This window comes from Cupriavidus sp. 22TCCZM01-5 (assembly GCF_057798915.1).
Genome location: NZ_JBYOJR010000020.1, coordinates 90,486 through 102,675 on the forward strand (window position 1 = coordinate 90,486; position 12,190 = coordinate 102,675).

Here is a 12,190-nt window from a genome sequence, read left to right on the forward strand (position 1 = left end):
CCCTCTTACTTGGCGGCACGCACGGTGCGCTGCTCGATGCGTTTCTCGGGGGTGGTGTTCAGCACCAGGCGCTTGACGAAGATACCAGCCAGATGGATCTCGTCCGGGTCCAGTTCGCCGGTTTCGACGATGTGCTCGACCTCGGCAATGGTGAATTTGCCAGCCATGGCGCACATCGGGTTGAAGTTGCGCGCGGTGCGGCGGAACACCAGGTTGCCGGCCTTGTCGGCCTTGTACGCCTTGACCAGCGCCACGTCGGCGGTCAGCGAACGCTCCATCACGTACTTTTCGCCGTCGAATTCGCGGATTTCCTTGCCTTCGGCCACGACCGTGCCCACGCCGGTCTTGGTGAAGAAGGCCGGGATGCCCGAGCCGCCGGCGCGCAGCTTCTCGGCCAGCGTGCCCTGCGGCGTGAATTCGAGCTCGAGTTCGCCGGCCAGGTACTGGCGCTCGAACTCCTTGTTCTCGCCCACGTAGGACGAAATCATCTTCTTGATCTGGCGCGTGGCCAGCAGCTGGCCCAGGCCGAAGCCGTCCACGCCGGCGTTGTTGGAGATGCAGGTCAGCTGTTTGACACCGGTGTCGCGCAGCGCGGCGATCAGTGCCTCGGGAATGCCGCACAGGCCGAAACCGCCCACGGCGATCGTCTGGCCGTCGCGGACGACGCCTGCAAGCGCCTCCGCGGCGCTGGCGTAGACCTTGTTCATGCTTCGCTCCTTCCTCGGTAGTCCCCTGTCGCCTGACCCGCCGCCGGGTTGTGCGGCGGACGACGCAAGGAAATTGTAACGGTACAATCGGCGGCGGGCGCCGCGTTCTCGTCCGACCGAAAGGATACGCAAGCCGCGCCACCTACGCCATTACGTAAAAATACATAAGTAGATGCCCGCCATCGATTACCAGACCGCTTTCCAGCTCGCCCCCGTGGGCCTGGTGCTGTCCCGCGAGCGCATGATCGAGGACTGCAACGACGAAGTCTGCCGCATCTTCGGCACCACGCGGCAGGCGCTGATCGGCGAATCATTCCAGGTGCTCTACCCTACGGCCGACGAATTCGAGCGCACCGGCGCGCGCATCGTGCCGATCATGAACAAGCGCGGCATGTATTCGGACGAACGGATCATGAAGCGCGCCGGCGGCGAGCTGTTCTGGTGCCACGTCACCGGCCGCTCGCTGGACCGCTCGCAGCCGCTCGGCGCCGGCATCTGGACGTTCGAGGACCTGTCGCAGAAGCGCCAGGTCACGGCCGAGCTGACCGCGCGCGAGCGCGATATTGCAGCGCAACTCGTGGAAGGCAAGACCAGCAAGCAAATAGGCAAGCTGCTGGCAATCAGCCCGCGTACGGTCGATATTTATCGGGCGCGGCTGATGAAGAAATATGGGGCCAGTACGTCGGTCGATCTGGTGCAGCGGTTGGTGAACCACTGAGACCGGATTCGGGGAGGGTCTCTCCCCGGCAAACTTCAGCACATCATGCTTCGATGATCGCCCGGATCTCCGCAGGCACCGGCACTGACTTCTCCGCCGCATAGTCGCACCACACCACCTTGGCGCCACCTTCGGCCCATATGACATCGGGCATGTCGGTACGCACGATCTCCATGCGCGTCTCGAAGCTCGTGCGCCCAAGCTGCCCCGCATAAACGCGGCATTCGATCGTGCCCGGATAGCGCAACTGCTTCAGGAACGTCATGTGGGCATTGATGATGACCGGCCCCTGCCCGGTCGCATCCTTGCCGCCGCGACCGAGTGATGCAAACCACTCGATGCGCGCCTGCTCCATGTACTGGAAATACACGGTGTTGTTGACATGGCCCATCGCGTCCATGTCGCCCCAGCGGATCGGCATGACCGCCTTATAGACGTGCTTCATCACGGTCTCCAAAGCAACAGGCCCGCCGTTGCCGGCGGGCCTGTCCGTTGATTTAGCGCTTGGCGATCGAGGCTTCCGCCTTGGTCACCAGGTCCGCGCCAATCTGCTTTTTCCACTTGTCGTAGACCTTGGCGGTCGCCTTGCGGAAGGCATCGTGCTCGGCCGGGGTCAGGTGCGTGACCTTGACGCCATGACCTTCCATGTCCTTCCACGCCGGCGCGCCCGGCTCGGCCAGGCCCTTGCGGGCCAGCGCGATTTCCTGCTTGCCGGCGTCGATGGCGGCTTGCCTGACGATCTCGCGGTCAGCCGGCGTCCAGCTTTCCCAGATCTGCTTGTTGACCACGAAGATCAGCGGGTCGGCCACATAGCCCCAGGTGGTCACGAACTTCTGGCCCACCGTGTACAGCTTGGCCGCCGCGAACACCGACTGCGGGTTTTCCTGGCCATCCACGGCGCCCGAGGCCATGGCCGGCTGCGCATCGGCCCAGCTCATCTGGGTCGGGTTGGCGCCCAGCGCGTTGAAGGTCTCGATGTACAGCGGCGAACCTACCACGCGCAGCTTCATGCCCTTGAGGTCGTCCGGCTTGCGGATTTCCTTCTTGGAATTGGAGACCTCGCGGAAACCGTTCTCGCCCCAGGCCAGCGGCACCACGCCGGCCTTTTCCAGCGTCGTGAAGATCTGCTTGCCGACTTCGCCCTGGGTCAGGGCATCGAGCGCCTTGTAGTCGGGCATCAGGAATGGCAGCGAGAACAGGTTCAGTTCCTTGACCTGCGGCGACCAGTTGATGGTCGAGCCCACGGCCATGTCGATCACGCCCTGGCGGATCGCCGAGAACTCGCGCGTCTGGTCGCCGGCCACCAGCGAGGTGCCAGGGTACAGCTTGATGTTGATGCGGCCGTTGGTGCGCTGCTTGACCAGGTCAGCCCAGATCTCGCCGCCCTTGCCCCACGGGAAGGCCGGGCCGAGCACCAGCGACATCTTGTACTCCGGCTTGTAGGTCTGGGCCATGGTGGCGGCGGGCGCAAAGGCGGAGGCAGCGATCGTGGCTGCGATCGACAGAATCAGGGCACGGCGTTTCATCAGGTCTCTCCTCTTGGGAATCGTTGCTTGTTATTTGTCGCAGGTTTGTCGTAGCAAAAATCAGTAGCCAAGGTAGTCCGGCAGCCAGGTGGCCAGCGGCGGGTAGGCCAGCACCATCAGCATGGCGATGAACATCGCCAGCAGCATCCAGATCACCCAGGGCACGGTCTCTTCCATGCGCACGCGGGCAATCCGGCACGACACCATCAGGTTCACGGCCAGTGGCGGCGTGAACTGGCCCAGCGCCACCTTCAGCGTCAGCACCACGCCGAACCATACCGGGTTCCAGTGGAAGGCGTTGGCGATCGGCAGCAGCAGCGGCACGAAGATCAGGAAGATCGAGATGCCATCGAGGAACATGCCCACCGTCATCAGCAGCAGCACGATCAGCGCCAGCACGCCGTACTCGCCCAGCCCGGAGTTGGCGATGGCGTTCGCGAGCGGATCGATCACCCCCAGTGTGGAGAGCGCATAAGCGAAGATGCCCGCCAGCGCGACCACCAGCAGGATCACAGCCGAGGTCTCGGCCGCCTCCTGGAAGATCACGAACAGGTCCTTCATGCCGATGCTGCGGTAGATCACCATGCCCACGAACAGGCCGTAGACCACCGCCACCACCGCGGCCTCGGTCGGCGTGAACCAGCCGGCGCGCATGCCGCCCAGGATCAGGAACGGCGCCACCAGGCCCCAGGCCGCCTCGCGCAGGCTCTTCCAGAACGGCGGGCGCGGCAGCGCGGCTTCGATCGCGCCCATATTGTGCTTGCGTGCGAGCCACACCGCCGGCACGATCAGCGCCACGCCGGCCAGCACGCCAGGGACCATGCCGGCCGCGAACAGCGCCGGCACCGAGGCGCCCGGCACCAGCACGCTGTAGATGATGAAGGCCACCGAGGGCGGTATCAGGATATCGGTCGCCGCGGCAGCGCCAACCACCGCCGCGCTGTATGAGCCCGGGTAGCCGGCCCGCGACATCGCCGCGATCATCACGCCGCCGACCGCCGCCGCGTTGGCGGGACCAGAGCCCGAAATGCCACCCAGAAACATCGCCACCAGGATCGCCACCAGCGGCAGCATGCCCGGACCGCGGCCGACGATGGCGATGGCGAACGTCACCAGCCGCTGCGCCACGCCGGAGCGATCGAAAATCGAGCCGACCAGCACGAACATGGGGATGGCCAGCAGCGGATACTTGGCCAGGCCCGCGTAGAAGTTCTGCGGCACGGCCAGAAGGCCGAACATCTGGGTATCGAGATTGGACAGGCCGATGGCAACCAGGCCGCCCAGCCCCAGCGACACGCCGATGGGCACGCCCAGCAGCATCAGGCCGATAAAGACCACGAACAGGATGATGGCGATCAGCGTCATTGCACTTGCCCCACCTGTTCGTTGCGGGCGGCATGCAGCGCCTTGAGCGCGCGCACATTGCGCGCCATCAGCCCGAACGCGCGCAGCGCGATCCCCGCCGACAGCACGGGCAGCCAGACCGAATACCACCAGCTCGGCACGCCGATGCCCGGCGAGGTTTCGCCGAAGGTGTACTCATCCCACGTAATGCGGGCGCCCAATATGGCCAGCGCGATGAACATCACGGCGACGGCCAGCGCCGACAGGATGGCCAGCCGCTTCTGCCGCGCCTGGCTGCCGCGCTCGAAGAAGAATTCGATGCGGATATTGCGGTCGCGCGCCACGGCCGCGCTGCCGGCGACGAGCGCCAGCACGATCATCAGGAAAACCGAAAATTCCTCGGTCCAGGCAAAGGACTCGTCGGTGAAGTAGCGGACCACCACGTTGGCGAAGGTGATGCAGACCAGCAGCACCATCACGATCACGCCGATCCAGTCCTCGACGCGGGGCGAAACCCGGAATTCGGCGTCCTGCGCCTCGTCTGCCGCCTGCGGGATGACCGCGGAATCGACGACGTGTTGCGGCACGGCGTCGCGCCGTGCCTGCTCTTGTTGCTCCATCTCCCCGGCCTCCGGTCCGGGCTGCTCGGGCCAGACGGCCACCGCAGCTTATTTGTATGTAAAGACTTAATCAGAAAACATGGCGGATTATGCCAAGACTGGCCCGCGCTTTGTCGGGTTTTATTGCCACGGGTATGGAAGCCGCGCTCGAATATCGCCCAAGGGGACCGGATAAGCCCTGGATAATCGAAACCCTTTCACTGCCCTTCGGCTTTTGGCCGAGGGCAGCGCAGCCGCAGTGCAGCGGCAGTGCGGCGCCTGGGCGCGCTCAGACCATGCCGTCGTCGGCGGTGATCACGGCGCCGTTGATGAACTGCGACTGGTCCGAAGACAGCAGCAACAGCAGGCCGTCGAGATCTTCGGGCTTGCCCAGGCGCTTGCGCGGCAGCATCTGGATCAGTTTCTGGCCGGCATCGGTGTCCCAGTGGTGGTGGTTGATGTCGGTATCGATATAGCCGGGGCAGATCGCGTTGACATTGATGCCATGGCGCGCCCATTCGAGCGCCATGGCCTTGGTCATATGCACCACCGCCGCCTTGCTCATGCAGTAGATGCCGATCTGCGACAACACCTTCAGGCCCGCCACCGAGGCGACATTGATGATGCGCGCCTGCGGCAGCGGGTTGCCGTTCTTCTCGGCACCCTTGGCACGCGCCATCATGCGCTTGGCCACTTCCTGCGCGACGAAGAAAGCGCCGCGGGTGTTGGTGTTGAAGACGAAATCGAAGTCTTCGGCGGTGACATCCGTCAGCTTCTGCGTCGTGGAGACACCGGAATTATTGACGAGGATATCGATGGCGCCCGCTTCGGTTTCCGCATGTGCCACGGCCGCCCGGATGCTGGCCGGATCGGTCACGTCCAGGCGCACCACATGGGCGCTGCCGCCATCGGCCTCGATCGATGCGCGCAGCTCCTTCAGGCGTTCCGTGCGGCGCGAAGCCAGCACCACCTTGGCGCCGGCAGCGGCAAGAACGGTTGCAAAACGCGAGCCCAGCCCGCTCGAGGCACCGGTCACGAGCGCGACCTTGCCTTCCAGATTGATCGACAAACCCATATCTACCCCGCGTGCTGGCCTGACCGTAGACCGTGGTGACCGTGTGGCGTACCCTGCCTAATGAGGACCGGAAGGCAGAATACCAAAAAAAAGAACGACCGTTCCAAAAAAATCCTTGCCTGAGGGTGACGAGTCCCGGACAATGCCGGAGATTCTAAGAACTTGGCCCGTAAAGGGAAAGAGGGAAAACGCGCGGAACTGCGTGTCCTGGCGTCCTTTGCAAGCAGCCGGTTCCATACGAACAGACAAGGCAGTTTCCACAATTGCAGGCAAGGCGCCAAGAAACAGAGGGTTAGAGACAATGGATCAGCAGCAACTCCTGGAGCAGTTCGGGCCACGCGAGGCCATGGAATACGATGTGGTCATCGTCGGCGGCGGCCCCGCCGGCCTGGCCACGGCCATCCGCCTGAAGCAACTTGCGCAGGAGAAAGGCAACGACGTCAACGTGTGCGTGCTCGAGAAGGGCTCCGAGCCTGGCGCGCACATCCTGTCGGGCGCCATCATGGACCCGCGCGCGCTCAATGAACTGTTCCCGGACTGGAAGGAACTGGGCGCGCCGCTGAACCAGCCTGTCACCGAGGACAAGTTCCTGTTCCTCAACGAATCGGGCTCCAAGGGCACCCCGAACGCGCTGTTGCCGGAATGCTTCCACAACCACGGCAACTACATTGTCAGCCTGTCCAACGTCACGCGCTGGCTCGGCCAGCAGGCCGAAGCGCTCGGCGTGGAAATCTTCCCCGGCTTCCCGGCCGCCGAAGTGCTCTACAACGAAGACGGCTCGGTCAAGGGCGTGGCGACCGGCAATATGGGCATCGGCAAGGACGGCGAGCCCACCGATAACTTCCAGCTCGGCATGGAACTGCATGCCAAGTACACCATCTTCGCCGAAGGCGCGCGCGGCCACCTCGGCAAGCAGCTGATCGCGAAGTACAAGCTCGACACCGGCAAGGATCCGCAGAGCTACGGCATCGGCATCAAGGAACTGTGGGAGATCGACCCGGCCAAGCACCAGCCCGGCCTGGTGGTCCACACGGCCGGCTGGCCGCTGGATCCGGCGACCTACGGCGGCTCCTTCCTGTACCACATGGAAGACAACAAGGTCGCGGTCGGCTTCGTCGTCGGCCTGGACTACACCAATCCGTGGCTGTCCCCGTTCGAGGAATTCCAGCGCTTCAAGACGCATCCGGAGATCCGCAAGTACTTCGAAGGCGGCAAGCGCCTCAGCTACGGCGCGCGCGCCATCACCGCCGGCGGCCTGCTGTCGCTGCCCAAGACCGTGTTCCCGGGCGGCGCGCTGGTCGGCTGCGACGCCGGCTACCTGAACGCCTCGCGCATCAAGGGCAGCCACGCCGCCATCAAGACCGGCATGCTGGCCGCCGAAGCCGCCTATGACGCGCTGCAGGCCGGCCGCCAGGGCGACGAGCTGAGCGCCTACCCGGCTGCCTTCGAACAGAGCTGGCTGTACAAGGAATTGCTGCAGGCCAAGAACTTCAAGCAGTGGTTCAAGAAGGGCCGCACCACGGCCACGCTGATGACCGGCATCGAGCAGTGGCTGCTGCCGAAGCTCGGCATCCGCAACCCGCCCTGGACCATCCACCGCACCAAGCCCGACCACGTCTACCTGAAGCCGGCGGCCGAGTGCGAGAAGATCGTCTACCCGAAGCCGGATGGCAAGCTGACCTTCGACCGCCTGAGCTCGGTGTTCATCAGCAACACCAACCACGAAGAGAACCAGCCGGCCCACCTGACGCTGAAGGACGCCAGCGTGCCGGTCAACGTCAACTGGGAAAAGTTCGCCGGCCCCGAAAGCCGCTACTGCCCGGCCGGCGTGTACGAGTTCGTGCAGGACGAGACCTCGGGCAAGGAACGCCTGCAGATCAATGCGCAGAACTGCGTGCACTGCAAGACCTGCGACATCAAGGACCCGACGCAGAATATCGTGTGGGTCACGCCGGAAGGCGGCGGCGGTCCGAACTACGTGAACATGTAAGAGACCTGCCCGGCCATGCGCCGGGCCGCCATGCAAAAGAGGCACCTTCGGGTGCCTCTTTTGTTTGGTTTGAAGCGGAAAAGCAGCGCCGCCCTAGACCGACAGGCCGCTGCCAAGCAGCAGTTGCTCGTAGATGAAGCACTGCAGCAGCGTCATCTCGCGCTCGCCGAGGACGTCGAAGGCAATGCCGAACGCCGGGTAGTCGGCATCCCCATGACCTTCGGCCACGACCAGGGCATCCGCAAGGATTTCGCTGTCGATCGACGCGGTGCGCAAGCGAAAGCGCAGCTGGACCCGGCTGCCGACGGCGGGTGCCGGCCCGGATGCCTGTACCAGCGCCCCGCCCGTACTGAGATCCGACACCATCACCAGGCGCGCGGCGCCGTTCGCGAGATCCACGGAAAACGTGTCGTGATCGCCGTCCTGCGACTGCGTCATGTAGGCGGCGAGCCGGGTTGGCACGCGCGCAGCCTTGCGCACCGGCATCTGGTCGAGCTGCGCCGGTGCCGACAGCACCAGGTAGCGGAACGGACTGCGGCACACCGCCGTGATGGTCGACGTAAAGCTATGGATGACACGCCCCGAGAAGCCGCGCAGCAGCAGCGTGTCGCCGGCCTGCACCACCAAGTCACGGCCACCCAGCTGCGGCCACGTCACAAACAGGCCCTGGTCGACGAAGCCGATCAGGCGGCTGGCCGCAGCGCGGCCGCTGTCCCCCGGCTGCTTGACGTGCAGCAGCGTCCCGACCTGCAGGCCCAGCGGCCCCGGCGGCGGCAGATCGGCCGGGGGATGCTCGCCCGAATCGGCCTCCTGGCGGCACAGCAGGCCATGGCGGAACACCAGTGCCAGGTCCCGGACATCGGGGATGACGTTGCCGCTGCCCAGCACGAGATTGCCTTCGCCATCCAGCAGCGACCAGGGCAACGGCGCCCCCACGGGAAGATCGTTGGGAGAGAGATCGATCATGATTGTTCCGGCATGCAATGTGGCCAGGGACTGGCCAGGGATCTGACGCCCGCCCATTGAGCAGCGTTCGTCACCCGATTCATATCGACCGATATCCGGAAAGATTGAGTCGATTTTTCAGATGGCCCACCCCTTGACGGCGGCACCGGTGATCGGCAATATTCGCCATAATCTGTCTGACAGCCTGACATCTATCATGGTGGACATCCTTCAACGCCCGGCCTCGCTGGCCAACCGCATCGCCCAGTCGCTGCGCGAAGAGATTGCCGCGGGCCGGTTCTCCGCCGGTGCGCGGCTGCCTGCCGAGTCCGCGCTCGCCACCACGTTTGGCGTCAGCCGCCCGATCGTGCGCGAGGCCATCGCCCTGCTGAAGGCGGACGGGATCCTGGTGACGCGCAAAGGCGCCGGCGCCTACGTCTCGGACACGCCGGGCGGGCAGGCGTGGCGTGTCGCGAGCGCCCCGGACGGCGGCCCCAGCCTGCCCCAGTTGTTCGAACTGCGCATGGTGGTGGAAACCGCCTGTGCCGAAATGGCGGCGGCGCGCCGTACCGACGCCGACCTGCGGCAGATTCGCGCGGCCCTTGCCGCCATGCAGGATCACGCCGGGGACTTCGCTGCCGCGGCCGCCGCCGATATCGCTTTCCACCACGCGATTGCCCAGGCCGCGCACAACCCCTGCTTCACCGGGCTTACCGATTTCGTGAGCCAGCAGATGCTGGCCGCGCGCCAGCGCGCCTGGGAAAACACGGCCCGGTTGCGGGCAGAAAGCGGCGTCGCGCGGGACGCGGATCTGGAGCATGCCGCACTGGCGGAAGCGATCGCCAGCGGCAGCCCGGCCGCCGCGCGGGAAGCAGCGCTTCAGCACCTGAGCGCCGCCGCGCAGCGGCTGGGCCTGCCCCTGGCCTGAACGTGGCCAAGCGGCAATCGGAAACGGCATCAAACTGAACTGAGGAACGAAGATGGATAACGTGGATTGCGTCGTGATCGGCGCGGGCGTCGTGGGGCTGGCGGTGGCCAGGGCGCTGGCGATGAACGGGCGCGAAGTCATCATCCTGGAGGCCGAGAACGCCTTTGGCACGATCACCAGCGCGCGCAACAGCGAGGTCATCCACGCCGGGATCTATTACCCGGCCGGCTCGCTCAAGGCCGAACTGTGCGTGCGCGGCAAGGAAATGCTGTACGAATACTGCGCGTCCCACCATGTCGCGCACCAGCGCTGCGGCAAGCTGATCGTGGCCACGAGCGAAACGCAGGTGGCCACGCTGGAAGGCATCCGCGCCAAGGCCGCGGCCAATGGCGTGCATGACCTGCGCTTCCTGACGCGCGCCGAAGCGCAGGCACTGGAACCGCAACTGCAGTGCCACGCCGCCCTGCTCTCACCTTCCACCGGCATCATCGACAGTCACGGGCTGATGACCGCCCTGCTCGGCGACGCCGAGAACGCAGGCGCGATGCTGGCGGTGCAATCACCGGTGCTGCGCGGTGCGATCACTTCCGCAGGCATCGAACTCGAGGTTGGGAATGAGGATGGCGGCAGCACCACGCTGCTGGCGAGGACGGTCGTCAACGCTGCCGGGCTGACCGCGCCAGAGCTGGCGCGACGTCTCGACGGCATGCCGGACGCCTTGATTCCACCGCAGTACTACGCCAAGGGCTGCTATTTCACGCTGGCCGGCCGCGCGCCGTTCTCGCGGCTGATCTATCCGGTGCCCGAAGCCGCAGGGCTGGGCGTCCACCTGACGCTGGACATGGGTGGCCAGGCGCGCTTTGGTCCGAACGTGCGCTGGATCGACGAGATCGAATACAGCGTCGACCCCGCCGACGCGGACAGCTTCTACGATGAGGTCCGCCGCTATTGGCCGGGCCTTGCCGACAGTGCGCTGCAGCCGGGCTATGCCGGTATCCGGCCAAAGATCAGCGGCCCGCACGAGGTCGCGGCCGACTTCCGCATCGACGGCCCGGCCGCGCACGGCGTGCCGGGACTGGTTCACCTGTTCGGCATCGAGTCGCCGGGGCTGACCTCGTCGCTGGCCATCGCGGAACGCGTGGCTGCCGAATTGGCCTGAATCGCGGCCGGCACGGCCGGACCACCGCGGAAACTCATCAAAGCGCACACCGCGCCGGCAGCTGCCGCGGCCGCCGCCAGGCCAAACGTGTGCGCGGGCGCCAGTACCTTCCAGGTCCAGCCCATCACCAGCCCGCCGAGCGTGCCGCCGACGCCATAGGAAATCCCCGTGTACAGCGCCTGCCCACGGCCTTGCAGCGGCCCGGCGAACCAGTGCTGCAAGCGTTTGAGGCTGGCGCTGTGGTGCGCGGCAAAGGTCGCTGCGTGCAGCACCTGCACAGCCGCCATCAGCCACAGGGCTTCAGGGAAGTAGCCGGTCAGGCCGAACCGCACCGTGGCCAGCACGAACGTACCGGCCAGGATCGTCCCCAGCGGCACGCGCGCGAACAGCCGCCCCTGGAAGTAGAAGAAGACGATCTCCGCCACTACGCCGATGGTCCACATCACGCCGATCGCGAACTTGCTGTAGCCCAGCCGCTCCAGGTAGAGCGAATAGAACACGTACAGCGCCGCGTGCGCGAACATCATCAGAAAGGCGGACGCGAAGAACCAGGCCACATCGGGCCGGCGCAGCAGCGGCAACGCGGGTGGCGGACGCACGCGCGGGCCTTCGTCGGGCGCATCGCGCATGCCGAACACCATCGCCATCAGGATCGCCAGCATGGTGCTGGCCACCCATGGGAAGGCCTGCATGCCGAGTTGCTGGAACAGCGCGCCGCCCGCCAGCACGGCGGCAATGAAGCCCACCGAGCCGAACATGCGGATGCGGCCGTAACGGTGGTCGAAGGCACCGTAGCGGCGCAGCGTGGAAATGGTCAGCGCATCGCCAAGCGGCGACATCGCGCTCGAGATGAAACTGATGGCGACCATCATCGCCATCATGCCGCCATAGCTGTGTACGGCCGGCAGCGCCAGAAAAGCGACCAGTGAACCGACCGCCGTCAGCCGCAGGATGCGCACGCGCGTGTGCATCATGTCCGACAGCCAGCCCCACGCGTAGGGCCCAAGAATGCGGCTGAACTGGAACGAGGCCATCAGCACGCCGATCTGCACCGGCGTAAAGCCGCGCGCGGCGAAGAACAGGCTGACGAACGGCGAGATCACGCCGACGTAGCCGTAGTACCCCAGGTAGAAGAGACCGAAGCGGCCGTAGTCAGGCCGCGCCGGAATGCCGGCGACGGTCTTGGGCGCCGCGCCCAA

12 protein-coding genes are annotated in these 12,190 nt (G+C 65.5%); 4 read left to right on the plus strand and 8 right to left on the minus strand.

The features are described from left to right. Positions 1–5 precede the first annotated feature (5 nt). Positions 6–707 carry a CoA transferase subunit A gene (locus AC3FNH_RS19140; RefSeq protein WP_276097671.1) on the minus strand — a complete coding sequence of 234 codons (702 nt, stop codon included), beginning with the start codon at positions 705–707 and terminating at the stop codon, positions 6–8. A 172-nt stretch (positions 708–879) separates the two neighbouring features. On the opposite strand from AC3FNH_RS19140, the gene AC3FNH_RS19145 reads away from it, so the two are divergent. Then, the gene (locus AC3FNH_RS19145; protein ID WP_211950260.1) at positions 880–1,425 is read left to right on the plus strand and encodes a PAS and helix-turn-helix domain-containing protein; all 546 of its coding nucleotides are present in this window, start codon (positions 880–882) and stop codon (positions 1,423–1,425) included. A 43-nt stretch (positions 1,426–1,468) separates the two neighbouring features. Here AC3FNH_RS19145 and AC3FNH_RS19150 read toward each other — a convergent pair whose 3' ends face one another. The 5 genes from AC3FNH_RS19150 to AC3FNH_RS19170 form a co-directional block, all read right to left on the minus strand. Continuing rightward, the gene (locus AC3FNH_RS19150) at positions 1,469–1,870 is read right to left on the minus strand and encodes an acyl-CoA thioesterase (protein ID WP_488721189.1); all 402 of its coding nucleotides are present in this window, start codon (positions 1,868–1,870) and stop codon (positions 1,469–1,471) included. Positions 1,871–1,922: 52 nt separating this feature from the next. Then, positions 1,923–2,951 carry a DctP family TRAP transporter solute-binding subunit gene (locus AC3FNH_RS19155; RefSeq protein WP_488721190.1) on the minus strand — a complete coding sequence of 343 codons (1,029 nt, stop codon included), beginning with the start codon at positions 2,949–2,951 and terminating at the stop codon, positions 1,923–1,925. Positions 2,952–3,011: 60 nt separating this feature from the next. Next, the gene (locus AC3FNH_RS19160; RefSeq protein ID WP_276097674.1) at positions 3,012–4,316 is read right to left on the minus strand and encodes a TRAP transporter large permease; all 1,305 of its coding nucleotides are present in this window, start codon (positions 4,314–4,316) and stop codon (positions 3,012–3,014) included. Beyond that, positions 4,313–4,915: a TRAP transporter small permease gene (locus AC3FNH_RS19165; RefSeq protein WP_276097675.1), complete on the minus strand. Its 603-nt coding sequence runs from the start codon at positions 4,913–4,915 to the stop codon at positions 4,313–4,315. Before AC3FNH_RS19165 ends, AC3FNH_RS19160 begins: the two co-directional genes overlap by 4 nt. A 268-nt stretch (positions 4,916–5,183) precedes the next feature. Beyond that, a complete protein-coding gene (locus AC3FNH_RS19170; RefSeq protein ID WP_276097676.1) occupies positions 5,184–5,969 on the minus strand; it encodes an SDR family oxidoreductase in 786 nt (261 codons plus the stop codon). Positions 5,970–6,270: 301 nt separating this feature from the next. On the opposite strand from AC3FNH_RS19170, the gene AC3FNH_RS19175 reads away from it, so the two are divergent. Then, positions 6,271–7,959: an electron transfer flavoprotein-ubiquinone oxidoreductase gene (locus AC3FNH_RS19175; RefSeq protein WP_276097678.1), complete on the plus strand. Its 1,689-nt coding sequence runs from the start codon at positions 6,271–6,273 to the stop codon at positions 7,957–7,959. A gap of 93 nt (positions 7,960–8,052) precedes the next feature. On the opposite strand, the gene AC3FNH_RS19180 is transcribed toward AC3FNH_RS19175, so the two are convergent. Then, on the minus strand, positions 8,053–8,925 hold the full coding sequence (locus AC3FNH_RS19180) for a flagellar brake protein (protein ID WP_488721191.1): 873 nt from the start codon (positions 8,923–8,925) through the stop codon (positions 8,053–8,055). Between the two features lie 199 nt (positions 8,926–9,124). Here AC3FNH_RS19180 and AC3FNH_RS19185 point away from each other — a divergent pair, with 199 nt between their 5' ends. Further along, positions 9,125–9,832, plus strand: coding sequence for a FadR/GntR family transcriptional regulator (locus tag AC3FNH_RS19185; protein WP_488721207.1), 708 nt, complete (start codon positions 9,125–9,127; stop codon positions 9,830–9,832). A gap of 52 nt (positions 9,833–9,884) precedes the next feature. Next, entirely contained in the window at positions 9,885–10,991 is a 1,107-nt protein-coding gene (locus AC3FNH_RS19190) for an NAD(P)/FAD-dependent oxidoreductase (RefSeq protein ID WP_276097681.1), read from the plus strand. Here AC3FNH_RS19190 and AC3FNH_RS19195 read toward each other — a convergent pair. Then, complete coding sequence (locus AC3FNH_RS19195; protein ID WP_488721192.1) at positions 10,913–12,190, minus strand: MFS transporter; 1,278 nt, start codon at positions 12,188–12,190, stop codon at positions 10,913–10,915. The two genes, AC3FNH_RS19190 and AC3FNH_RS19195, sit on opposite strands and share 79 nt — an antisense overlap.